General features: G+C 70.6%; 20 protein-coding genes, 1 pseudogene and 1 riboswitch. Of the genes and pseudogenes, 7 read left to right on the top strand and 14 right to left on the bottom strand.

Going from position 1 to position 22,882, the window contains the following annotated elements:
• Nucleotides 1–110: 110 nt before the first annotated feature.
• Entirely contained in the window at nt 111–1,325 is a 1,215-nt protein-coding gene (locus tag OG782_RS27545) for a serine hydrolase domain-containing protein (protein ID WP_406455365.1), read from the top strand.
• A 1-nt stretch (nt 1,326) separates the two neighbouring features.
• Here OG782_RS27545 and OG782_RS27540 read toward each other — a convergent pair whose 3' ends face one another.
• The 3 genes from OG782_RS27540 to OG782_RS27530 all read right to left on the bottom strand — a co-directional run bounded on the left by OG782_RS27540 (nt 1,327) and on the right by OG782_RS27530 (nt 4,726).
• Nucleotides 1,327–1,872 (bottom strand): hypothetical protein, encoded by a 546-nt coding sequence (locus tag OG782_RS27540; protein ID WP_406455363.1) that lies wholly within the window; start codon nt 1,870–1,872, stop codon nt 1,327–1,329.
• Nucleotides 1,873–1,926: 54 nt separating this feature from the next.
• Entirely contained in the window at nt 1,927–3,090 is a 1,164-nt protein-coding gene (locus OG782_RS27535) for a PotD/PotF family extracellular solute-binding protein (protein WP_406459315.1), read from the bottom strand.
• A 196-nt stretch (nt 3,091–3,286) separates the two neighbouring features.
• Nucleotides 3,287–4,726 (bottom strand): gamma-aminobutyraldehyde dehydrogenase, encoded by a 1,440-nt coding sequence (locus tag OG782_RS27530; RefSeq protein WP_406455361.1) that lies wholly within the window; start codon nt 4,724–4,726, stop codon nt 3,287–3,289.
• A 178-nt stretch (nt 4,727–4,904) separates the two neighbouring features.
• On the opposite strand from OG782_RS27530, the gene OG782_RS27525 reads away from it, so the two are divergent.
• The 5 genes from OG782_RS27525 (at nt 4,905) to OG782_RS27505 (ending at nt 10,114) form a co-directional block, all read left to right on the top strand.
• A complete protein-coding gene (locus OG782_RS27525; protein ID WP_406455359.1) occupies nt 4,905–5,396 on the top strand; it encodes an Lrp/AsnC family transcriptional regulator in 492 nt (163 codons plus the stop codon).
• Complete coding sequence (locus OG782_RS27520) at nt 5,381–6,760, top strand: aspartate aminotransferase family protein (RefSeq protein ID WP_406455357.1); 1,380 nt, start codon at nt 5,381–5,383, stop codon at nt 6,758–6,760. Before OG782_RS27525 ends, OG782_RS27520 begins: the two co-directional genes overlap by 16 nt.
• Before the next feature lie 256 nt (nt 6,761–7,016).
• Nucleotides 7,017–7,754 carry an ABC transporter ATP-binding protein gene (locus OG782_RS27515; RefSeq protein ID WP_406455355.1) on the top strand — a complete coding sequence of 246 codons (738 nt, stop codon included), beginning with the start codon at nt 7,017–7,019 and terminating at the stop codon, nt 7,752–7,754.
• Nucleotides 7,736–8,920 (top strand): hypothetical protein, encoded by a 1,185-nt coding sequence (locus OG782_RS27510; RefSeq protein ID WP_406455353.1) that lies wholly within the window; start codon nt 7,736–7,738, stop codon nt 8,918–8,920. Before OG782_RS27515 ends, OG782_RS27510 begins: the two co-directional genes overlap by 19 nt.
• Nucleotides 8,921–8,992: 72 nt before the next feature.
• Complete coding sequence (locus OG782_RS27505; protein ID WP_406455351.1) at nt 8,993–10,114, top strand: LOG family protein; 1,122 nt, start codon at nt 8,993–8,995, stop codon at nt 10,112–10,114.
• Between the two features lie 13 nt (nt 10,115–10,127).
• Here the strand turns inward: OG782_RS27505 and OG782_RS27500 are convergent, their stop codons facing one another.
• From OG782_RS27500 to rpsB, 9 genes are all read right to left on the bottom strand, one after another.
• The gene (locus tag OG782_RS27500; protein WP_406455349.1) at nt 10,128–11,153 is read right to left on the bottom strand and encodes an ABC transporter ATP-binding protein; all 1,026 of its coding nucleotides are present in this window, start codon (nt 11,151–11,153) and stop codon (nt 10,128–10,130) included.
• A 2-nt stretch (nt 11,154–11,155) separates the two neighbouring features.
• Complete coding sequence (locus OG782_RS27495) at nt 11,156–12,769, bottom strand: ABC transporter permease (RefSeq protein ID WP_406459313.1); 1,614 nt, start codon at nt 12,767–12,769, stop codon at nt 11,156–11,158.
• A gap of 86 nt (nt 12,770–12,855) precedes the next feature.
• Nucleotides 12,856–13,959 carry a thiamine ABC transporter substrate binding subunit gene (locus OG782_RS27490; RefSeq protein WP_406455347.1) on the bottom strand — a complete coding sequence of 368 codons (1,104 nt, stop codon included), beginning with the start codon at nt 13,957–13,959 and terminating at the stop codon, nt 12,856–12,858.
• Nucleotides 13,960–14,039: 80 nt separating this feature from the next.
• Nucleotides 14,040–14,156, bottom strand: a riboswitch (TPP riboswitch).
• Between the two features lie 61 nt (nt 14,157–14,217).
• Entirely contained in the window at nt 14,218–15,324 is a 1,107-nt protein-coding gene (gene rlmN / locus OG782_RS27485) for a 23S rRNA (adenine(2503)-C(2))-methyltransferase RlmN (protein ID WP_406455345.1), read from the bottom strand.
• Nucleotides 15,325–15,428: 104 nt separating this feature from the next.
• On the bottom strand, nt 15,429–16,514 hold the full coding sequence (locus OG782_RS27480; RefSeq protein ID WP_406455343.1) for a phosphatidate cytidylyltransferase: 1,086 nt from the start codon (nt 16,512–16,514) through the stop codon (nt 15,429–15,431).
• A complete protein-coding gene (gene frr / locus OG782_RS27475; RefSeq protein ID WP_037690170.1) occupies nt 16,514–17,071 on the bottom strand; it encodes a ribosome recycling factor in 558 nt (185 codons plus the stop codon). The genes OG782_RS27480 and frr overlap by 1 nt, the downstream gene beginning before the upstream one ends.
• Before the next feature lie 166 nt (nt 17,072–17,237).
• Nucleotides 17,238–18,014, bottom strand: a complete 777-nt coding sequence (pyrH, locus tag OG782_RS27470) for a UMP kinase (protein WP_406455341.1) — start codon at nt 18,012–18,014, stop codon at nt 17,238–17,240.
• Between the two features lie 158 nt (nt 18,015–18,172).
• A complete protein-coding gene (gene tsf, locus OG782_RS27465; protein ID WP_406455339.1) occupies nt 18,173–19,009 on the bottom strand; it encodes a translation elongation factor Ts in 837 nt (278 codons plus the stop codon).
• 99 nt (nt 19,010–19,108) lie between these two features.
• Nucleotides 19,109–20,038, bottom strand: coding sequence for a 30S ribosomal protein S2 (gene rpsB / locus OG782_RS27460; RefSeq protein WP_406455337.1), 930 nt, complete (start codon nt 20,036–20,038; stop codon nt 19,109–19,111).
• Nucleotides 20,039–20,312: 274 nt separating this feature from the next.
• Here rpsB and OG782_RS27455 point away from each other — a divergent pair.
• Nucleotides 20,313–21,026 (top strand): annotated as a pseudogene (locus OG782_RS27455) (murein hydrolase activator EnvC family protein); the annotation flags it as partial.
• A gap of 95 nt (nt 21,027–21,121) precedes the next feature.
• On the opposite strand, the gene OG782_RS27450 reads toward OG782_RS27455, so the two are convergent.
• Nucleotides 21,122–21,697, bottom strand: coding sequence for a TetR/AcrR family transcriptional regulator (locus OG782_RS27450; protein ID WP_406459311.1), 576 nt, complete (start codon nt 21,695–21,697; stop codon nt 21,122–21,124).
• A gap of 117 nt (nt 21,698–21,814) precedes the next feature.
• Nucleotides 21,815–22,651 (bottom strand): RNA polymerase sigma factor WhiG, encoded by an 837-nt coding sequence (gene whiG, locus OG782_RS27445; RefSeq protein WP_406455335.1) that lies wholly within the window; start codon nt 22,649–22,651, stop codon nt 21,815–21,817.
• Between the last annotated feature and the right edge of the window lie 231 nt (nt 22,652–22,882).

Raw genomic sequence — 22,882 nt, 5'->3', positions numbered from 1 at the left:
GAATCCGCACGGCGAGGACCGCCCGGCCAGGTGATCCGCGCGGGCGCCCGCTTCAACAGGATGGAGTCCGTAAGCAGTTGAGCGGACACCACGCCCAGGAGGCACCGGACATGAACGCCCGCACGTCCCGCACCGTCATCGCGGCAGCACTGGTCCTCGGCATCGCCGCGGGCCCCGCCGCACCGGCCCTGGCCGTGGCCGGCACCCCGGCGGCCGCAGGCCACGCCGCAGGCCACGCCGCACCGCGGGACGCCGCCCGCGAGGCGCCTGACGCCGAGGCCCTGCGGGCCGCGATCAGCGGCCTCCCGGCGCACGACGCCACCGCCGCCCTGGTGCGGGTCTCCGGCACCGGTGGGGACTGGCGGGGCAGCGCCGGCGTCCACGACCTGGTCTCCGGGCGGCCGGCGGACCCGGACGGGCGCTTCCGGGCCGGTTCGGTCACCAAGGTCTTCACGGCGGCCGTCGTACTGCAACTGGCCGGCGAGGGAAGGATCGGCCTGGACCGGCCGGCCCGGCACTATCTGCCGGACCTGATCCCGGCGGCGTACGCGAAGGTCACGGTGCGCCAGCTGCTGAACCACACGAGCGGCATCCCGTCCGTGGACCCGGGCGACGGCGACACGCTGGAGGACTGGTACGCGCACCGCTTCGACGTGACCGACCCGGTGGACGTCGTACGCCGGGCGACCGCACAGCAGCCGGACTTCGCGCCCGGCACCCAGCAGCACTACGCCAACATCGGCTACACCGTGGCGGGTCTGCTGATCGAGCGCGTCACGGGTGACTCGTACGCCTCCGAGGTCTCCCGCCGCGTCCTGAAGCCCCTGCACCTGAAGGACACCTATTTCCCCGGCTCGGACCCGGCGATCCGCGGCCCGCACAACCGCGGCTACCAGCTCTTCGGCACCGGCGGGGAGCTGCGCGACGTGACGGTGTGGGGGGCGAGCGACGCCTGGGCGGCGGGGGACCTGATCTCGACCACGGCCGATCTGGAACGGTTCACCCGGGCGCTGTTCGGCGGGCGGGTGGTGCGCGGGCCGCTGCTGAACGCGATGTTCACGCTGCCCGGCGAATCGGTGCGCGAGTACGGCACCGGCGCGCCCGCCGCGTACAGCGCGGGTCTGTCCGTGATGAAGCTGGGCGGGCGCGAGGTCTGGGGCAAGACGGGTGGCCGCTGGGGCTACAACACGGCCGTCGCGGCCACCCGTGATCTCTCGCGGACCCTGGTCTACAGCGTCAACTCGACGGACGCGAAGGGGCAGGACATGAATGCCACGGCGATGGGCGTCGTGGTGGCCGCCTTCGGCGCCCCGTCGGCCGGGTGACTCAGACCGCCGCTGCGGCCTCGTGGGCGGGCGCCGGATCCGGTGTCCGCTCCATGGCCTCCAGCCGCTTGATCTTGCGGTGCACGATCAGGAGCGGAATCACCCCGACGACGCCGAACGACATGTCGATGACCGACCACCAGAAGGGGATGTCGCGGATCGGTCCGCAGATCAGGGCGAGCGGGATGATCCCGGCGCAGGCGATCATGCCGAACTCGATGACCCAGATGTTGCGGACCGGATCGCGGTAGGGGCCGTAGAAGGCGACCGCGATGACGAGGTGGGCGAAGGCCAGCCAGTCGGTGCCGTAGAGCACGAAGGGGTACTCGGCGTCGGCCGTGTCGAGCCCGGTCCGGACCCGGGTGATCCACTCCATGAGGGCCGGGACGTGCTCGGGGACGGGCGAGGCCGAGGAGCTCAGCAGCTCCTCGGCCCAGCGCAGTTCATGGACGAGCGGGAAGGCGGTCAGCCCGCTCAGAACCAGACACACGATGAAGACGGCCAACCACACGCGTATACGCCTCTGCAGGGCGCCTCGCTCGCTCATGTCCGCAGCGTACGCCCGGGTTTACCGGCCCTTTACGCCACCCCTGGTACGGCCCTACAGGCCGACGATGGAGTTCCACTTCTTGGCGAATTCCGGGCGCTCCTCGGACGTGATGTCCCGGGCGATCGCGAGCCGCTTGCGCATGGCGTCGTCGGGGAAGATCAGCGGGTCCTCGGCGAGCGCGGCGGTCTCCTCGTCCTTGGAGGAGGCGAGCACCTCGCGGGCGGCCGGCACCGGGCAGACGTAGTTGACCCAGGTGGCGAGCTCGGCGGCGGCCTCGGGCTCGTAGTAGTAGTCGACGAGCTTCTCCGCATTGCGCTTGTGGCGGGCGAGGTTGGGGATCATGAGCGATTCCGCCCAGAGCTCGGCACCCTCCTCGGGCACCACGAACTCGATCTCGGGGTTGTCCGCCTGGAGCTGGATGACATCGCCGGAGTAGGCCTGGCAGGCGAGCACATCACCGGTGGAGAGGTCCTTGATGTAGTCGTTGCCGGTGAAGCGGCGGATGTGCCTGGACTTCACCAGCTTCTCCACCTGGTCGCAGACGTCGTAGAAGTCGTCGCGCTTCCAGCGGGTGATGTCGACGCCGTTGCCCTGCATCAGCAGCGCGAGGGACTCGTCGAGACCGGACAGCAGTGTCACCTTGCCGCTCAGGTCGTCCGCCCAGAGATCACTCAGGTGCTTGATCTCCCGGCCGAGCCTCTTGCGGTTGTACGCGATGCCGGTGATCCCGGACTGCCAGGGCACGCTGTGCGTCCGGCCCTCGTCGAAGGCGGGCGAGCGCAGCTGCGGGTCGAGGTACTTCGCCACGTTGGGCTGCTTGGCCCGGTCCATCTCCTGGACCCAGCCGAGCCGGACGAAGCGGGCGGCCATCCAGTCACTCATGACGATCAGGTCCCGGCCGGTCTGCTGGTGGTTCATCAGCGCCGGGCTGATCTTGCCGAAGAACTCGTCGTTGTCGTTGATCTCCTCGGTGTACGTGACGGAGATCCCGGTGCGCTTGCTGAACGCGTCGAGGGTGGGCCGCCTCGACGCGTCCTCGTCGTCGGTGTCGATGTAGAGCGGCCAGTTGGCGAAGTGCAGGGAGTGATCGCCTGCGGAGTAGTCGCGTCCGGCACGGTCGCCCGGCTCCACATAGGCGGCGGGCACTCCGCAGCCGGCCAGTGTGACACCGGCCGCCCCCGCCCCGAGGGCGCGGAGCAGGGACCGGCGGGACATGGGGTTCTTCGGGATCGCTCGCACCTGCGCAGGATGCACGCCGCCGGGTGCGCCGGGCAATGGACCAACCGTCCAGCGGGGCCCGCCCGGTGCGCACACCCTGTCGAGGGCGGGCGGGGGCCGGGAGGTACGGAAACGGCCCCCGGGCACTCGCACAGTGCGCCCGGGGGCCGTATCCGTACCGCTGCGGTGACGCTCAGCCGTCGAGCGAGGTCATGACGTGCTTGATGCGGGTGTAGTCCTCGAAGCCGTAGGCGGAGAGGTCCTTGCCGTAGCCGGACTTCTTGAATCCGCCGTGCGGCATCTCCGCGACGAGCGGGATGTGGGTGTTGATCCACACACAGCCGAAGTCGAGGTTCTTGGACATCCGCATGGCGCGGGCGTGGTCCTTGGTCCACACCGAGGAGGCCAGCGCGTACTCGACGCCGTTCGCCCACTCCAGGGCCTGGGCCTCGTCGGTGAACGACTGGACGGTGATGACCGGGCCGAAGACCTCGTTCTGGATGATCTCGTCGTCCTGCTTGAGCCCGGAGACGACGGTCGGGGCGTAGAAGTAGCCCTTGTCGCCGACCCGGTGGCCGCCGGCCTCGACCTTGGCGTGGGCGGGGAGCCGCTCGATGAAGCCGCTGACCTGGGCCAGCTGGTTGGCGTTGTTGAGCGGGCCGTAGAGCACGTCCTCGTCGTCCGGCAGGCCGGTCTTCGTGTCGGCGGCGGCCTTGGCGAGCGCGGTGACGAACTCGTCGTGGATGGACTCGTGGACCAGGACGCGGGTCGCGGCCGTGCAGTCCTGCCCGGCGTTGAAGTAGCCCGCGACCGAGATGTCCTCGACGGCCTTGGCGAGGTCGGTGTCCTCGAAGACGACGACGGGCGCCTTGCCGCCGAGCTCCAGGTGGACGCGCTTGACGTCCTTGGCGGCGGACTCGGCGACCTGCATGCCGGCCCGTACCGAACCGGTGATGGAGGCCATCGCCGGGGTCCGGTGCTCGACCATCGCGCGGCCGGTGTCGCGGTCGCCGCAGATGACGTTGAAGACGCCCTTGGGCAGGATCTGCCCGATGATCTCGGCGATCAGCACGGTGGACGCCGGGGTGGTGTCGGAGGGCTTGATGACCACGGTGTTGCCCGCGGCGAGGGCCGGGGCGAACTTCCAGACGGCCATCATCATCGGGTAGTTCCACGGCGCGACCTGCGCGCAGACACCGACCGGCTCGCGGCGCACGATGGAGGTCAGACCCTCCATGTACTCGCCGGCCGAGCGGCCCTCCAGCAGCCGGGCGGCGCCCGCGAAGAAGCGGATCTGGTCCACCATCGGCGGGATCTCTTCGGTGCGGGTCAGCCCGAGCGGCTTGCCGGTGTTCTCCGACTCGGCCGCGATGAGGTCCTCGGCACGCTCCTCGAAGGCGTCCGCGATCTTCAGCAGCGCGCGCTGCCGCTCGGCGGGCGTCGCATCGCGCCAGGCGGGGAAGGCCGCGGCGGCGGCGTCCATGGCCGCGTCGACATCGGCCTCGCCGGAGAGCGGTGAGGTCGCGTAGACCTCCTCGGTCACCGGGTTGACCACCTCGATGGTCCGCCCGTCGGCAGCGTCGCGGAACTCTCCGTTGATGTAGTTGCGCAGACGGCGCACCTCGGTGGTCACAGCCGGCACTCCTGCTCTGAAGTCCAATGGGTGAGACATCCAGCCTAGTCGCACGAGTATCGCTTTCGACATAGCTACCCGCCGTGAACTTCGGATTCAGTGAGATTTGATCCCCTCAACAACGAATTTCATCGATTGAGGGTTGCAAGACTGACGAGTCCCGGTGCAGAGTGGCTCCGTGGCCAGTCGCAGCGCAGACTCCAGGACCGGGAGCGGATCGTCCCCAGCGGTCGATTCCGTGTCCCTCGCAATCATCGAACAGCTCCAGGAGGACGGCCGGCGTCCGTACGCCGCGATCGGCAAGGCCGTCGGCCTCTCGGAGGCGGCCGTGCGCCAGCGCGTCCAGAAGCTGCTCGATCAGGGCGTGATGCAGATCGTCGCCGTCACCGACCCGCTCACCGTGGGATTCCGGCGGCAGGCGATGGTCGGCATCAACGTCGACGGTGATCTCGATCCCGTCGCCGAGGAGCTGTCGGCCATGGCCGAGTGCGAGTACGTGGTGATGACCGCGGGCTCGTTCGACCTGATGGTGGAGATCGTCTGCGAGGACGACGACCACCTGCTGGAAACGATCAGCAAACGCATCCGGGCCATCCCCGGAGTGCGCTCCACCGAGAGCTTCGTTTACCTCAAGCTCAAGAAGCAGACCTATATGTGGGGAACCCGATAGCCGTGAGCAAGGACCTCAGCCGGACCGCGTACGACCACCTGTGGATGCACTTCACCCGCATGTCGGACTACGAGAACGCGCCCGTTCCCACCATCGTGCGTGGCGAGGGCACCTACATCTACGACGACCAGGGCAAGCGCTACCTCGACGGGCTGTCCGGCCTGTTCGTGGTCAACGCCGGCCACGGCCGGCACGAGCTCGCCGAGGCCGCGTACAAGCAGGCCCAGGAGCTCGCCTTCTTCCCGGTGTGGTCCTACGCGCACCCCAAGGCGGTCGAGCTGGCCGAGCGCCTCGCCGACTACGCCCCGGGCGACCTCAACAAGGTCTTCTTCACCACCGGTGGCGGCGAGGCCGTCGAGACCGCCTGGAAGCTGGCCAAGCAGTACTTCAAGCTCAAGGGCAAGCCGACCAAGTACAAGGTCATCTCGCGTGCGGTCGCCTACCACGGCACCCCGCAGGGCGCCCTGTCCATCACCGGTCTGCCGGCCCTCAAGGCCCCCTTCGAGCCGCTGGTCCCCGGCGCGCACAAGGTGCCGAACACCAACATCTACCGCGCCCCGCTCTTCGGCGACGACCCGGAGGCCTTCGGCCGCTGGGCCGCCGACCAGATCGAGCAGGAGATCCTCTTCGAGGGCCCGGAGACCGTCGCCGCGGTCTTCCTGGAGCCCGTGCAGAACGCCGGCGGCTGTTTCCCGCCCCCGCCCGGCTACTTCCAGCGCGTCCGCGAGATCTGCGACCAGTACGACGTGCTGCTCGTCTCCGACGAGGTCATCTGCGCCTTCGGCCGGCTCGGCACGATGTTCGCCTGCGACAAGTTCGGCTACGTGCCGGACATGATCACCTGCGCCAAGGGCATGACCTCGGGCTACTCGCCGATCGGTGCCTGCATCATCTCGGACAAGCTCGCCGAGCCGTTCTACGAGGGTGACAACACCTTCCTGCACGGCTACACCTTCGGCGGCCACCCGGTCTCCGCGGCGGTCGGCCTCGCCAACCTCGACATCTTCGAGCGCGAGGGCCTCAACCAGCACGTCCTGGACAACGAGAACGCGTTCTTCACCACGCTCCAGAAGCTGCACGACCTGCCGATCGTCGGCGACGTCCGCGGCAACGGCTTCTTCTACGGCATCGAGCTGGTGAAGGACAAGGCCACCAAGGAGACGTTCACCGACGAGGAGACCGAGCGCGTCCTGTACGGCTTCCTCTCCAAGGCGCTGTACGACAACGGCCTGTACTGCCGGGCCGACGACCGCGGCGACCCGGTCGTCCAGCTCGCGCCGCCGCTGATCTCCGACCAGTCGACGTTCGACGAGATCGAGGGCATCCTGCGGTCCGTCCTGACGGAGGCCTGGACGAAGCTCTGACCCGTAGCCCGGACGGCCTCCCGGCCGAGCCCGGCTTGACCACCGCTTGACCGTCCCGCGACGGCCCTCCCGTGGTCATTTCATACGGTCCAACGCGGCCCGGATGCGCCCATTCGAGTGGGAAGAAGCGCACCCGGGCCGCGTGCTGTGCGCCTCCCGTGGTTCGAATCCTTACGGTGCCGAGTGACCGATCGGCCCCCTCTTCGTTCCCCCGTACGGGGGAACGGGATATCTGATCTGAACCGAGGTGTACGCCATGGTGGCCCCGCCGGACAACGACGTGATCTGGGCACGTTCCCTGCAGCACTCCCACAACGGCTCACCCGCGCTCGGCGGAGTCTCCCTGGGGATCCGCGACGGCGAGATCCTCGCGGTGACCGGACCGCGAGGCAGCGGCAAGACGACCCTGCTGCACTGCCTCTCCGGCCAGCTCGTCCCCCAGCAGGGCGAGGTGTGGTTCAACAGCGTCCCCGTGCACACCATGGGCCCGCGCCTGCGCGAGCGGCTGCGCCGCGACAAGTTCGGCTGGATCGCCCCGGAGCCCCAGCTCGTCCCGGAGCTGAACACCTGGGAGAACACCGCCCTGCCGCTGCTGCTGCGCGGCTGCTCGCACCGTGAGGCCAAGAAGGCCGCCATGGAGTGGCTGGAGCGCCTCGACATCGGCGCGTGCGCCAGGAAGCGCCCGCACACCCTCCAGCAGAGCGAGCGCCAGCGGATCTCGGTGGCCCGCGCCCTGGCCGCCGCACCGTCGGTGATCTTCGCCGACGAGCCGACCGCGACCCTGCACCGCACCGACCGCACCCATGTGCTGCGGACGCTGACGAGCGCGGCCCGCTCGCACGGCATCACGGTGGTCCTCGCCACGCACGACGCGGAGATCGCCGCGCTCGCCGACCGCGCCGTGCCCCTGCTGGACGGACGCCGGGTCGCCACGGTCGCCCTGCCCGCCGTGACCGATACGGAGGGCCGCGCGGCGTGCTCGCTCTCCGTCTAGCCCGCGGTTCCCATCCCCTGGTCCTGATGCGGCGGCTGCTGGTCGCGGCCGCCTCCGCCGGGGTCGGCTTCCTTCTGCTGTGCACCCTCGGCTACGCCTCCGGGCACCCGGCGCACTCGGCCGGTTCGGTGCTGCGGCTGCTGTGGTGCTTCGTACCGCTGGCCGCCACGGTGCAGTTCGCGGTCGCGGTGGCGCGTACGGACCCGAGCACCCGGCCGCGCTCCGGACTGTCCGCGGTGGGCCTCGGACCCGTCCGGCTCAGCGTGCTCGCAGCGGTCTCCACCGCCGTCTCGTGCACCCTCGGCTCGATGGTGGCGCTGCTCTTCTTCCTCCACCTGCGCGGCGACCTGGCCGGGCTGCCCTTCGACGGTGCGGCCGCCGGGCTGCTCGACGCGGACGCCCCGCTGCCCCTGGCCGCCGTCCTCGTACTGCTGACCCTGGTGCCCGCGGCCGCCGCCACGGCGAGCGCGCTGGCGCTGCGCACCAGGCCGTTGCGGGACGCGGGCGTGCAGGACGACACCGAGGACCTGGTGCCGGCCGAGCAGATCCCGGCCCCCGCGGCCGCGCCGACCGGGCTTCCCTGGGGTGTGGCGCTGACGGCCGCCGGTCTCGCGGTCGAGGCGTACGCGAGCCGGGGTTCGGCCGGCAGCCCCTTCCCGCTGCCCGGAAAGCTCGACGCCACGCCGGCCTGGGTGCTCGCGGGATGGACGCTGACGGCGATCGGCCTGGCCATGGCGGGCCCCGGACTCACCTACCTGTCCGGCCGGCTGCTCCAGGCGGTGCGCCCCGGCGCCGTACGCCTGCTGGCGGGCCGGGTCCTGATGGACGAGGCGCGCCGGATCGGCCGGCCGCTGGGCGTCGTCTGCGCGGTCCTCTCCGCCGTCATCGCCGCGTTCGCCCTGTACGGGACGGGGCCGCGCCCCTTCGGCCCGCTCACCGCACTGGGCGCCGTCCTCGTCATCGGCTGCACCACCGCGACGCTGCTGACCTCGGCGCTGGAGGCGAGGCAGGCCCGCGCCGAGACGGCACGGGCGCTGCTGCGGATCGGCGCCCCGGCCGCGGCCCTGCGCGCGGCGACGGCGCTGCGTGCCGCCGTGCTGCTGCTCGTCTTCGCCCCGCTGACCTGGGCGATCGCCGAACTGGCCGCACTGCCGCTGACCGCCTGAACGGACCGGCCGGGGGCGCCTCTCCCGGCCGGTCCCCCGAGTCGTTTCGGCGCGAGGCCCTAACATGAGGGCGTGGAGAGCCCGCAGGACGCCCTTCCCGCACCCGGCACCGAGATCGAGTCGCTCGCCGGGTTCGACGCGGCGGCCGCCGCCGGTTCGCTGGCCGGACACCGCGTCCAGTCCCTGGACCTGACGGACCGCAGCGCGGCCCTGCTGGCCGCCGACACGTCCGGCACCGTGTTCCTCGGCTGCCGGATGGAGTCCCGGGCGGCGGAGAAGGTACGGGCCGACGGCGCGTTCGTCTTCCCGCCGGTGCCCGGACTCCCCTTCGACCCGTACCGCGGTCTGCTGTACTCCCCCGACGCGCTCTACGACGGGCTGACGCAGGGCGGTTACGAGGCGACGCCCGATGCCCGCGCCTACCGCTGGTTCCAGCGCACGCGCTCGGACGGTGACGCGTTCGCCTCCATGCTGCGCGCGCTCCACGACGACGCGGTGTCCGACGCCCTGGACGAACTCCTCGCCGGGGCACGGGTGGTCGGTGTGATGGGCGGCCACGCGACGCCCCGCGGCAGCGCCCCGTACACCTCGGCCGCCCGCCTCGGCCGGACCCTGGCCCGCAGCGGTCTCACGGTGGCCACCGGCGGCGGCCCGGGTGCGATGGAGGCGGCGAACCTCGGCGCCTACGCGGCGCCGCTCCCCGACCCGATGCTGGACGAGGCCTGCGGACTCCTGGCCGCGGTCCCCTCGTTCACCCCGTCCGTCACCGACTGGGCGACGGCCGCGTTCGGCGTGCGGGAGCGCTGGCCCGGCGGGGGCGGTTCGGTCGCGATCCCCACCTGGTTCTACGGCCACGAACCGCCGAACCCGTTCGCCGGCCGCATCGCCAAGTACTTCGCCAACGCCCTGCGCGAGGACGGGCTGCTCGCACGCTCCACCGCCGGCGTCGTGTTCCTCCCGGGCGCGGCCGGCACCGTCCAGGAGATCTTCGACAGCGCCACCCCGAACTACTACGGCTCGCGCGGTGAGCCGTCCCCGATGGTGCTGGTGGGGCGCGACCACTGGACGCGGGAACTGCCGGCCTGGCCGCTGCTCCGGGCGCTGGCCGCGGACCGGCCGATGGAGTCCCGACTCGCCCTGGTCGACACGGTGGAGGAGGCGCCCGGGGCGCTCGAGCGGCTGTCGCGGAAGTAGCGTCCGCCACCGGTCACACGAGGGCGGGCAGTACGACACTCTCCGCCGCGGCGAAGGTGACACCGACCCGCGCCCCCTCGTCCGGTGTGCTGTTCAGCGGGCACTGCGCGTCCAGGGCCGGTCCGTGGTCGGGGTGCAGCGTCACGGCGACGTGGTTGCCGCGGAAGATGCGGGCACCCACGGTGCAGCGCAGACCGTCCCCCGGGTCGCCGATGAGGACTCCGGCCGGACGTACCAGCAGGTCGCAGGCGCCCTGCGGTGATCCGGCGGGCACCGGCACCTTGCCCCAGTCCGTGTCGGCCGCCTCGCCGGTGACCGTCGCCCCGACCACGTTGTCGAAGCCGAGGAAGCGGGCGACGAAGGCGGACGCGGGACGCTGCCAGACCTCCAGAGGGGTGCCCACCTGGGCGATGCGGCCGTCGCGCATCACGACGACCCGGTCGGCCAGCGCGAAGGCCTCGCCCTGGTCGTGGGTGACGGCGAGCACGGTCGTACCCAACCGGCCGAAGAGCGTGCGCAGTTCGACGACGAGCCGTTCGCGCAGGCTGCGGTCGAGCTGGCCGAGCGGCTCGTCGAGCATCAGCAGCTTGGGCCGGGGGGCGAGGGCCCGCGCGAGGGCGACGCGCTGCTGCTCCCCGCCGGAGAGCGTGGCGACGGCGCGGCGTCCGGCGCCGGGCAGGCCCACCAGGTCCAGGAGTTCGGTGACCCGGCGGTCCTGCTCGGCGCGGTTCACGCCGTGCATGCGCAGCCCGAAGGCGACGTTGGCACCGACGTCCCGGTGCGGGAACAGCTGGTGGTCCTGGAACATCAGCCCGAGCCCGCGCCGGTGCACGGGCACACCGTCCTGGTCGGCGCCGTCGAGCAGCACCCGCCCGCCGTCGGGCTCCTGGAGTCCGGCGACCACCCGCAGCAGAGTGGACTTGCCGCTGCCGCTCGGCCCCAGCACGCAGACGATCTCGTGCTCGGCGACCTCCAGGTCCACCGCGTCGAGCGCCGCGCGCTCACCGAAGCGGACGGTGGCCGATTCGAGTGTCAGCATCTCTAGAACTCCCCGGATCGGTCGGTGCGGATGCGTTCGAGCAGCAGCAGCGACACCGCGCACACGAGCATCAGGATGGTGCTGAGGGCCATCGCCTGGCCGTAGTTGAGTTCTCCGGACCGCCCCAGCAGCCGGGCGACGGCCACCGGGAGCGTCGGGTTGTCGGGCCGTGCGATGAACACGGTGGCCCCGAACTCCCCGAGTGACACGGCGAACGCGAATCCGGCCGCGACCAGCAGCGCGCGGCGCACCAGCGGCAGGTCCACCTCGCGCCAGGCCCGCAGCGGCGAGGCGCCGAGCACCGCGGCGGCCTCGCGCAGCCGCCCGTCCACCGCTCTGAGGACCGGCAGCATGGTCCGTACGACGAAGGGCACCCCGACCAGCGCCTGGGCGAGCGGCACCAGGATCCAGGAGGTCCGCAGGTCGAGCGGCGGTTCGTCGAGGGTGATCAGGAAGCCGAAGCCGACGGTGACGGCGGAGACCCCGAGCGGCAGCATCAGCAGCGCGTCGAAGCCCCGGACCAGCCGACCCGCCTTCCGGGTCAGGGCCGCCGCCGCCAGTGCGCCGACGACCAGTGCGATGGCGGTAGCGACCAGGGCGTACCGCATCGAGTTCCAGATCGCTTCGACCGGCGCGACCAGGAACGTTCCGTTGTTGGCCTCCGCCGATCCGAGGGCGCGGTAGTACGCGAATCCGTGGCCGCCGGACACGTCCAGCGACCGCTCCACGAGAACGGCGAGCGGCAGCAGGATCAGCACCAGCACGGTCAGCAGCACCGCGCCGAGCAGCGCCCACTGTCCCGCACCACGCGGTCTGCGGGCGGTCTGCGCCGGGTCGACCAGCTTCAGCGCCCTCTCCCTGCGGCGCACGGTCCACGCGTGCACGGCGAGGACGGCGCCGACCGCGACGAACTGCACGAGTGTCAGCACGGCGGCCGTGGGCAGGGCGAGCAGCTGCGCGGTCTGCCGGTAGATCTCCACCTCCAGCGTGGAGTAGCCGGGGCCGCCGAGGATCTGCACGACACCGAACGAGGTGAAGGTGAACAGGAAGACCATCAGCGCGGCGGCCGCCACGGCGGGGGCGAGCGCGGGGAGCGTGACCCGGCGCCAGGCGGTGAACCGTCCGGCGCCCAGGACCCGCGCTGCCTCCTCCTGCCGTGGGTCGAGCTGCGACCAGAGTCCGCCGACGGTGCGCACGACAACCGCGTAGTTGAAGAAGACATGGGCCAGCAGGATGGCCCACACGGTGGTGTCGAGCCGTACGCCCCACAGCTCGTCGAGGAAGCCGCCGCGTCCCAGCAGCGCGAGGAACGCGGTACCGACGACGACGGTCGGCAGCACGAACGGCACGGTGACGACGGCCCGGAGCAACTGTTTGCCGGGGAAGTCGAAGCGGGCGAAGACGTACGCGCCCGGCAGCGCGAGCAGCAGGGTCAGCGCGGTCGAGGCGAGGGCCTGCCAGAAGGTGAACCAGAGGACGTCCTGGATCTCGGGCCGGCTCAGCACCTCGCCGAACCGTCCGAACTGCCATACCCCGCCGTCCTTGAGCCCGCGTCCGACGATCGCGATGACGGGGTAGGCGAAGAACAGGGCGAAGAACAGGGCGGGCACGGCCATCAGGCCGAGCCGCACCGCGCCCCCGCGCAGCGACCGGGCGCGCGCGGTTCTCCCGCGCGCGCCCGGTCCGCGTACGGGAGTCTTCGCTACTTCACTACGAGCGAGGACCATGACTGGACCCACTGCTCACGGTTCTTGGCGATCGCGTCCGGGGCGACGGTCGTCGGCCTGTCGGCCGTGGCGCCGAACTTCGTGAAGAGGTCCGGCACCTTCGCGCCCTTGGTGACCGGGCTGACGAACATGTTGAGCGGCATGTCCTCCTGGAACTCCTTGCTGATCAGGAAGTCCAGCAGGGCCTTGCCGCCCGCCTCGTTCTTCGCGCCGTCGAGCAGACCGGCGAACTCGATCTGGCGGAAGCACGTACCGGTGGAGACACCGGTCGGGGCGGCCTTCGGCTGCGGGTCGGCGTACAGCACCTCGACGGGCGGGCTGGAGGCGTAGCTGACGACCAGCGGCCGGTCGGCCTTGGCCTTCCTGCCGCCCGCGGAGCCGGAGAACTCCTCGTTGTACGCCTGCTCCCAGCCGTCGACGACCTTGACGCCGTTGCTCTTCAGCTTCTTCCAGTAGTCCTGGTAGCCGTCCTCGCCGTAGGTGGCGACGGTGCCGAGGAGGAAGCCGAGGCCGGGCGAGGAGGTCGCCGCGTTCTCGGTGACGAGGAGGTTCTTGTACGCCGGCTTCGCCAGGTCGTCGAAGGTCTTCGGCGGCGCGAGCTTCTTGTCGGCGAAGTACTGCTTGTCGTAGTTGACGCAGATGTCGCCGGTGTCGACCGGGGTCACCCGGTGCTTGTCGGCATCCAGCTGCACATCGGCCGCGACCTGGTCGATGCCCTTGGCCGCGTACGGCGTGAACAGGCCGTTGTCGAGGGCGCGCGAGAGCAGGGTGTTGTCGACGCCGAAGAACACGTCACCGCGGGGCGAGCCCTTGGTGAGGATCTCCTGGTTGAGGGCGGCGCCGGCGTCCCCGCTCTTCAGCACCTTGACGGTGTAGCCGGTCTGACGGGTGAACTCCTTCAGTACGGCCTTGGAGGCGTTGAAGGAGTCGTGGCTGACGAGGGTGACGGTCTTGGAGCCGGAGCTCCCGGTGGGTCCGGAACCGGACGCCGAGTCGTCGGAACTTCCGCAGCCGGCGAGGGCGGTCACGCCGAGTGCGGCGGCGACGGCCGTCACCGCGATCTTCTTGGTGGTGCTCATGTGATTCCTCCTGGAGTGACCAGGAAGAGACGCGGCCCTGCCCGCGCCGGTGGAAACCGGAAGCGGGCAGGGCGCAACAGCTTGAGTAAGGTCCGAACTTCCTACCCGGAATGACCCGGGCGAGGTTCAGAGGGTCTGCGGCCAACCTGTCCTTGGTGCCGCACTCTCAGCGCTGTGGCGCTCCCCTGTCGGAATATGAAGTTGATTTCGAGCTGTGAAGTTGTCTTCCGAGCCCAGGCTACACGGCCCTTTTCGGCCTCAGCGCTCGGATGCCGCCAGCTGTCCGCAGGCCCCGTCGATCTCCTGGCCGCGGGTGTCCCGGACGGTCACCGGCACCCCGTGGGCGGCGATCGCCTCGACGAACGCCTTCTCGTCCTCGGGCCGCGAGGCGGTCCACTTCGAGCCGGGCGTCGGGTTCAGCGGGATCAGGTTGACGTGCACGCGCTTGCCCTTGAGGAGCCGGCCGAGCCGGTCGCCGCGCCAGGCCTGGTCGTTGATGTCGCGGATCAGCGCGTACTCGATGGAGATGCGGCGGCCGGACTTCTCCGCGTACTCCCACGCGGCGTCCAGGACCTCGCCCACCTTCCAGCGGGTGTTGACGGGTACGAGGGTGTCGCGCAGCTCGTCGTCCGGGGCGTGCAGCGAGACCGCGAGCCGGCATTTGAAGCCCTCGTCGGCGAACCGCAGCATGGCGGGCACGAGGCCGACGGTGGAGACCGTGATCCCGCGCTGCGACAGCCCGAGGCCGTCGGGCTCGGGGTCGGTCAGCCGGCGGATGGCGCCGACCACCCGGTTGTAGTTGGCGAGCGGTTCGCCCATGCCCATGAAGACGATGTTGGAGAGCCGGGCCGGACCGCCCGGGACCTCGCCGTCGCGCAGCGCCCGCATGCCGTCCACGATCTGGTGGACGATCTCCGCGGTGGACAGGTTGCGGTCGAGACCGGCCTGCCCGGTGGCGCAGAACGGGCAGTTCATTCCGCAGCCCGCCTGCGAGGAGATGCACATCGTGACGCGCTCGGGGTAGCGCATCAGGACGGACTCGACGAGCGTCCCGTCGTGCAGCTTCCACAGCGTCTTGCGGGTGGTGTCGTCGTCGCAGCTGATGTGGCGGACCACGGACATCAGGTCCGGGAACATCGCCTCGGCGAGCTTGTCCCGCGATCCGGCCGGAATGTTGGTCCACTGGGCCGGGTCGGGCGCGTACCGCGCGAAGTAGTGCTGCGAGAGCTGCTGGGCGCGGAACGGCTTCTCGCCGACCGCGGCCACGGCTTCCCTGCGCTCGGCGGGCGTGAGGTCGGCGAGGTGCCGCGGGGGCTTCTTGGCTCCGCGGGGCGCGACAAACTGGAGTTCTCCGGGCTTAGGCATGGTTCTTCCAGTGTCGCAGACAGAACAGTGAGGGCCCGCCGCCCTGTGGACAACGGACCCTCACTCGTAAAAACGCAGGTCAGACGGGGTGACCCAAGAGCTTCTCAGCCGGAGCCGACGAAGATCACCATCAGCAGCCAGACCACCGGCGCGGTCGGCAGCAGGGAGTCCAGCCGGTCCATGATCCCGCCGTGCCCCGGCAGCAGCGTGCCCATGTCCTTGATCCCGAGGTCCCGCTTGATCATGGACTCGCCCAGGTCACCGAGGGTGGCGCTGGCCGCGACCGCCAGGCCGAGCAGCAGACCCTGCCACCAGGAACCGTCGTCGATCAGGAACTGCATGCACAGCGCGCCGGCCACCATCGCGAAGGCCACGGCTCCGAACAGGCCCTCGCGGGTCTTCCCGGGGCTGATGCGCGGTGCGAGCTTGTGCTTGCCGAACCGCCAGCCGACGGCGTACGCACCCGTGTCACTGACCACGGTCAGCAGCAGGAAGGTCAGAACCCGCTGCGGCCCGTCGTCGGCGGTCAGGAGCATGGCGACGAAGGTCGCCAGGAACGGCACGTAGAACGCGGCGAAGACTCCGGCCGTGACGTCCTTGAGGTAGCCCTCCGGCGGCTCGGTCATCCGCCAGACGAGCACCGCGAGGGCGGTCAGCGCCATGGCGATCCACGCGCCCTCGGCGCCGCGCGCGTAGCCGGCCACGACCATGGCGGCGCCACCGATCGCGAGCGGCACGAGCGGTGCCTTGATGCCCTTGCGCTCCTCCAGCCGGGAGGTGAGCTCCCAGAGGCCCACGACGACGGCGACGACGACCACGCCGACGAAGACGGCCTTGACGATGAAGAGCGAGGCGGCGACAACGGCCCCGAGTCCCAGGCCGACCCCTATGGCGGCTCCCAGATCACGGCCCGCACGCTTCTTCTGCGGGGGTGGCGGCGCGGTCGGCATGGGCTCCTGCGGCTTCTCTTCGCGGAACAGGGGGCCGCCGCTCAGGCGTGCGGCTCCCTGGTCCCGGTCATCACGGTCGTCAGCGTCTCTACCTGCGTCGGGAACGTCCGGCACGATGGGCATGGGCCGAGTCTGCTGGGCTTCATGCATATCGTATGCAGGACCCGCCGGAACGGCCCGCATCTCGGGCACGGCCCGGTGGCCGGTGGCCTGCGGGGCGCCCCAGGAGGAGTCGTTCATCAGACTTCGAGCAGCTCGGCTTCCTTGTGCTTCAGCAGCTCGTCCACCTGCGCGACGTACTTCGCGGTGGTGTCGTCGAGCTCCTTCTCGGCGCGACGCACCTCGTCCTCGCCGGACTCCTTGTCCTTGACCAGCTTGTCCAGCGTCTCCTTGGCCTTGCGGCGCACGGCGCGGATCGAGATCTTGGAGTCCTCGGCCTTCGTCTTCGCGACCTTGATGTAGTCGCGGCGACGCTCTTCGGTGAGGTCGGGGAAGGTCACCCGGATGATATTGCCGTCATTGCTCGGGTTGACGCCGAGGTCCGAGTCACGGATGGCCTGCTCGATGTTGCGCAGCGCGGTCTTGTCGAACGGCGTCACGACGGCCATACGGGGCTCGGGCACCGAGAACGAGGCCAGCTGGTTGATCGGGGTCAGCGCGCCGTAGTAGTCGGCGACGATCTTGTTGAACATCGCCGGGTGCGCGCGGCCGGTACGGATCGCGGCGAAGTCCTCTTTCGCGACGACGACGGCCTTCTCCATCTTCTCCTCGGCCTCGAGGAGGGTTTCTTCGATCACCACGTGCTCCTGCGTGTCTTGAGTGGGCCCGGCATGCTCGGGCCCGGCGGATCCTGCGTCGCGTCCTCACCTGCACGGTGTCCGACCGGCAGGCCGTTGTCCATCGTCCGGGGCCGTCCCGCAGCCCCGGGATTGCACCGGGACTCCCGGTGCGATCCCCCGGTTGTCAGGCCCGGGTGCCCTGGTCACTCACGAGCGTGCCGATCTTCTCACCCTTGACCGCGCGGGCGATATTGCCCGCGGTGGTCAGCTCGAAGACGAGGATCGGCAGCTGGTTGTCACGGCAGAGCGTGATGGCGGTGGCGTCGGCGACCTTGAGATCGCGGGCGAGCACCTCGCTGTACTCCAGGGCGTCGAACTTCACCGCTCCGGGGTTGGTCTTCGGGTCGGAGTCGTAGACCCCGTCCACGCCGTTCTTGCCCATCAGCAGCGCCTCGGCGTCGATCTCGAGGGCGCGCTGTGCGGCAGTGGTGTCGGTGGAGAAGTACGGCATGCCCATGCCGGCGCCGAAGATCACGACGCGGCCCTTCTCCAGGTGCCGTACGGCGCGCAGCGGGATGTACGGCTCCGCGACCTGACCCATGGTGATGGCCGTCTGGACGCGGGAGTCGATGCCCTCCTTCTCCAGGAAGTCCTGGAGCGCGAGGCAGTTCATGACGGTGCCGAGCATGCCCATGTAGTCGGACCGGGCCCGGTCCATGCCGCGCTGCTGGAGCTCGGCGCCGCGGAAGAAGTTGCCGCCGCCGATGACGATCGCGATTTCCGCGCCGTCCCGGACGACAGCGGCGATCTCGCGGGCGATGGCGTGCACGACGTCGGGGTCGACACCGAGACCCCCGCCGCCGGCGAACGCCTCTCCGGACAGCTTCAGCATGAAGCGTCCGGGCACCTTGCCGTCGTCGCGCTTGTGGTCACCTGTTGCGGCGTCCGCGCCCTTGTTCATGGAGATTCTCCTCGTGCACATACGAAGAAGGCCATTGCCTGTGGGTCTGGTGTCCCTCAGCGGCAATGGCCTCCTCGTCAGATCTGCGGTCGTACGGCGGTGTGCGGCCGTCGACTGCACCAGACCCTATCGGGGTCCACCGTTTTTCGCGGACGGACTCAGATGCCGACCTTGATGCGCGTGAAGCGCTTCAGGGTGACACCGGCCTCGTCCAGGACCTTCTGGACGGACTTCTTGTTGTCCAGCGCATACGGCTGGCCAAGGAGGGTGGCCTCCTTGAAGAAGCCGTTGACGCGACCCTCGACGATCTTCGGGAGCGCGGCCTCGGGCTTGCCCTCGGCGCGCGTGGTCTCCTCGGCGACGCGGCGCTCGGCCTCGACGATCTCGGCCGGGACGTCCTCGCGGGACAGGTACTTCGGCGCGAAGGCGGCGATGTGCTGGGCAAGACCCTTCGCCAGCTCGGCGTCGGCCTTGTCCAGCTCGACCAGGACACCGATCTGCGGCGGCAGGTCGGGCATGGTGCGGTGCATGTACACGGAGACGTAGGCGCCGTTGAACTGCGCGAAGCGGTCCAGGACGATCTTCTCGCCGAGATTGGCGTTGGCCTCGTCCACGAACGCCTGGACGGTCTTGCCGGGCTCGATCTCGGAGGCGAGAAGTGCCTCGATGTCGGCCGGGGAGGTCGCGGCGACGTGAGCGGCGAGCGTGTTGGCGACGGCCTGGAACTTGTCACCCTTGGCGACGAAGTCCGTCTCGCACTTCAGCTCGAGCAGAACGCCGGACGTCTTGTCCTCGGAGATGACGGAGACGACCGCGCCGTTCTCGGCAGAACGGCCTTCGCGCTTGGCGACGCCCTTCTGACCCTTGATACGGAGCGCCTCGACGGCTCCGTCGACGTTGCCGTCGGCCTCGTCGAGCGCCTTCTTGCAGTCCATCATGCCGGCGCCGGTGAGCTCACGGAGCTTCTTGACGTCAGCGGCGGTGTAGTTCGCCATGAGTCTGTATTTCTCTCTCGAAGTCTGAAAGATCTACGGGTGAACGGCGGGGGCGGTGCCTGTGGCACCGGCCCCCGCCGTCTTCAGCCGTGACGGGTGTCAGGCCTGCTCGGCGTCCGCGTCCGCGGCCGGAGCCTCGGCCTCGGCAGCGGGGGCCTCGGCAGCAGCCTCGGCGGCGGGGGCCTCGGCGGCCTCGGCGTCGGCGACCTTCTCGGTCTCGGCGGAGGTCTGCACCTCGGCGTCGGCCTTCTTGTCGCCCTCGAGCAGGTCACGCTCCCACTCGGCGAGCGGCTCGCCGGCGGCCTTCTCGCCCGGCTTCGAGTCGCCGGTCGCAGCGCCGGAGCGGGCGATGAGGCCCTCGGCGACGGCGTCGGCGATCACGCGGGTGAGCAGGGTGACGGAGCGGATCGCGTCGTCGTTGCCCGGAATCTTGTAGTCGACCTCGTCGGGGTCGCAGTTGGTGTCGAGGATCGCGACGACCGGGATGTGGAGCTTGCGCGCCTCACCGACGGCGATGTGCTCCTTCTTGGTGTCGACGATCCAGACGGCGCTGGGCACCTTCTGCATCTCGCGGATACCACCGAGGGTCTTCTCCAGCTTGGCCTTCTCGCGGGAGAGAACCAGGAGCTCCTTCTTGGTGAGGCCGGAGGCGGCCACGTCCTCGAAGTCGATGAGCTCGAGCTCCTTCAGACGCTGAAGGCGCTTGTAGACGGTGGAGAAGTTGGTGAGCATGCCACCGAGCCAACGCTGGTTGACGTACGGCATGCCGACGCGCGTCGCCTGCTCGGCGATGGCCTCCTGGGCCTGCTTCTTCGTACCCACGAACATGATGGAGCCGCCGTGGGCGACGGTCTCCTTGACGAACTCGTAGGCGCGGTCGATGTACGACAGCGACTGGAGCAGGTCGATGATGTAGATGCCGTTGCGCTCGGTGAAGATGAAGCGCTTCATCTTCGGGTTCCAGCGACGGGTCTGGTGACCGAAGTGGACGCCGCTTTCCAGCAGCTCCCGCATCGTGACGACGGCCATGGCCGTACTCCTTGGTGCTCGGTTGTCGCGACCGCAGGTTTGCTGTCGCGCCTGACGCCCCGACGCGCCGTGCCACGAGGGACCGAGGGGCGCGGCCACCTCCGCAGAGAGGGAGGTGGCGGGGCGTGCGAAGTCGACCCGGTGACCCGGATCGCCATAGGAAGTGTACGGGACCCGCCGGGTGCCGGGTGACGGCACTGTCCACAACCGGCCGGTGGTCCACAGATCCGGTCCATGATCCCCGCAGAACCGTGTGCCGGGGGACGGTTGTGCCATGCGATGCACAACTGACCGGGCGGTTGCCCGGATCCGGACGGGGGGCCGCCGCGCACCGGGCGGCGGGGCGGGGTGGTGGGCGCGGACGGCTTCGGTGGCGGCCGCCGCGGGGCTGCTCGCGACGGGGTGCGGCGGACCGCCGGCCAGGGCCCCGGAGTCGCCGCCGGCCGGCTACGTGACCACGCGGGCGTCCGCACTCGGTTCCGCGGGAACGCCGGCGCCCGGACCCGCGCCCGTCCCCGTGGAGCCGGACGGTGCACATGTCTGGCCGCTGGCGGGAAGGCCCGTGGTGGTACGGGGGTGGGAGCCGCCGGCCACCGAGTACGGGCGGGGACACCGCGGGGTGGACCTCGCCGCCGGACCGGGCACGGAGGTGCTCGCCGCGGCTGCGGGGCGGGTCTCGTTCGCGGGCGGGGTGGCCGGCCGCGGGGTGGTGGCGATCGAGCTGGCGGGGACGGGTGATCCGCCGCTGCGGACCACGTACGAGCCGGTGCGTCCCCTGGTCGCGAAGGGCGAACAGGTCATCGCGGGGCAGGCCGTCGCTGTCCTCGGCCGGGGGCCGTTCCACTGTTCAGCCGGCTGTCTGCACTGGGGGCTGCGCCGCGCGGCGGCTTATCTGGACCCGCTGTCGCTGCTGCCGCCCTCGCTGCTGCGGCGCGGGCCCTCGCGGCTGCTGCCGGTGTTCGGAGTGCCGCTGCCCGGGGCCCAGGGGCCGGCGCCGGACAACGCCCCGGCGGATACGGATCCGGCTCATCGCGCGTCCGTCGCATCTCCGGCGGCGGCCGGCGCGGTGGTGCGGCGCCGGTGTCAGTCCTGCTCGGCGGGGGCGCCCCGGAGGCCGTGCAGGATCATGGCGACGGCGGTGTCCGCGATCACGGCGGGCTCCTCCGCCACGCTCAGCTCGATCCGCCGGACCGCGGCGTCCACGGAACCCTGGAGCAGCATGGCCGCCAGCCGGGGCTGGTGGTGGCCGAGGTCGCCGAGCGCCTCGACGATCATGGCGATCAGACCGCCGTGCGCCGCCCGGATCTTCTCGCGGGCGCCCGCGTCCAGCTCGCTCGCGGAGATCGCGACAACGGCCCGGTGGCGGCGGTCCCCGACGAGGTCCAGCTGGCGCCTGATGTACGCCTCGATCTTCTCCTCGGGCGTCCCCGCGCGGTCCATCGCGTTCTCGACCTCGGCCGCCCAGACGGGGAAGTCGACGGCGCAGAGCTCTTCGACGACGGCGGCGCGGGAGCGGAAGTACTCGTAGACGGAGGACCGGGCGAGGCCCGTGCGTTCGGCGAGGGCGGGGAAGGTCAGCGCCTCCGTGCCTCCCTCGGACAGCAGGGAGCGCGCTGCGTCCAGGAGGGCGCCGCGCTGCATGGTCCGGTGCTCGGCCACGGAGGCCGCTCGAATCCTGGGCACGCATCCACTCTACGGCGGCCCGTGCCCGGGAGGGTGCGGGTGGCCCCCGCCGGTGGCCGAAGCCCTCCGGCCGGGCGGGATCCGCCCCCGGTCTCAGCGTCCCGCGTCGGCCAGCTTCGCGCGCAGCTGGAGCACCGACTTGGTGTGGATCTGGCTGACCCGGCTCTCGGTGACCCCGAGGACGTTGCCGATCTCGGCGAGGGTGAGTCCCTCGTAGTAGTAGAGCGTGACGACCGTCTTCTCGCGGTCCGGGAGGGTGTTGATCGCCCGGGCGAGCAGCCTCCTGAGCTCGTGGTCCTCGGCCACTTCCACCGGATCGTCGGCGGCGGTGTCCTCGAGCGTGTCCATCAGGCTCAACCGGTCGCCGCCCTCGCCGCCCACATGGAGCAGCTCCTCCAGCGCGACAACGTTGGCCAGCGACAACTGGCTGAAAACCGCGTGCAGATCCTCCAGCGCGATGCCCATCTCGGCAGCCACCTCAGCCTCCGAGGGGGTGCGCCGCAGTTGCGCCTCCAGCGTGGCGTAGGCGCGTTCCACGGCCCGCGCCTTCTGGCGCACGGAGCGCGGGATCCAGTCCAGCGCCCGGAGTTCGTCGATCATCGCGCCGCGGATGCGGGTGATCGCGTACGTCTCGAACTTGATCGCGCGCTCGATGTCGAACTTCTCGATCGCGTCGATCAGCCCGAAGACCCCCGAGGAGACGAAGTCCGCCTGCTCCACGTTGGGCGGCAGTCCCACGCTCACCCGGCCGGCGACGTACTTCACCAGAGGTGAGTAGTGCAGGATCAGCTGCTCCCGCAGCCTCCCGTCCCCCGTGGTCTTGTACGAACGCCACAACTCGTCGAGCGAGGCGGGGGCGGGAGGACGCACAGTGCCACGCGCAGCCGGTGGTACTGCCGCGCGGTCAGACCCGGAGGTGTGCTGGGGCATGTGGTGCCTTGAGCCGTTCTGCCGTGAAGTGCTGGGGACTTGTGTCTGGGGCGGAATCCTTGTGAGCGTAGCGTGACTGAGTTGTCGCGGTGCGCGCAGGATAAGGGATGGGTGCGGTCCGCTCCCGGCCGAACGGATATGACGCGGGACCCGGCGGCGGACATGACAGCACACACACGAGCGTGGACATGACTGCCGTCCGGGGCCACTGCCGCAGGCGGCGGCCCCGGA

Source organism: Streptomyces sp. NBC_00876 (genome assembly GCF_045207435.1).
In the GTDB taxonomy this organism is placed as follows: domain Bacteria; phylum Actinomycetota; class Actinomycetes; order Streptomycetales; family Streptomycetaceae; genus Streptomyces.
This window is presented reverse-complemented; position numbering and strand designations above follow the sequence as displayed.

Coding starts and splice junctions, on each gene's coding strand:
- OG782_RS27495 (WP_406459313.1), bottom strand. CDS start 12,769: ATGGCCGTGCCCGCCCTGTTCTTCGCCCTGTTCTTCGCCTACCCCGTC.
- OG782_RS27535 (WP_406459315.1), bottom strand. CDS start 3,090: ATGTCCCGCCGGTCCCTGCTCCGCGCCCTCGGGGCGGGGGCGGCCGGT.
- OG782_RS27490 (WP_406455347.1), bottom strand. CDS start 13,959: ATGAGCACCACCAAGAAGATCGCGGTGACGGCCGTCGCCGCCGCACTC.
- OG782_RS27545 (WP_406455365.1), top strand. CDS start 111: ATGAACGCCCGCACGTCCCGCACCGTCATCGCGGCAGCACTGGTCCTC.
- OG782_RS27515 (WP_406455355.1), top strand. CDS start 7,017: ATGGTGGCCCCGCCGGACAACGACGTGATCTGGGCACGTTCCCTGCAG.
- rpsB (WP_406455337.1), bottom strand. CDS start 20,038: ATGGCCGTCGTCACGATGCGGGAGCTGCTGGAAAGCGGCGTCCACTTC.
- rlmN (WP_406455345.1), bottom strand. CDS start 15,324: ATGCCTAAGCCCGGAGAACTCCAGTTTGTCGCGCCCCGCGGAGCCAAG.
- OG782_RS27480 (WP_406455343.1), bottom strand. CDS start 16,514: ATGAACGACTCCTCCTGGGGCGCCCCGCAGGCCACCGGCCACCGGGCC.
- tsf (WP_406455339.1), bottom strand. CDS start 19,009: ATGGCGAACTACACCGCCGCTGACGTCAAGAAGCTCCGTGAGCTCACC.
- OG782_RS27540 (WP_406455363.1), bottom strand. CDS start 1,872: ATGAGCGAGCGAGGCGCCCTGCAGAGGCGTATACGCGTGTGGTTGGCC.
- OG782_RS27500 (WP_406455349.1), bottom strand. CDS start 11,153: ATGCTGACACTCGAATCGGCCACCGTCCGCTTCGGTGAGCGCGCGGCG.
- pyrH (WP_406455341.1), bottom strand. CDS start 18,014: ATGAACAAGGGCGCGGACGCCGCAACAGGTGACCACAAGCGCGACGAC.
- whiG (WP_406455335.1), bottom strand. CDS start 22,651: ATGCCCCAGCACACCTCCGGGTCTGACCGCGCGGCAGTACCACCGGCT.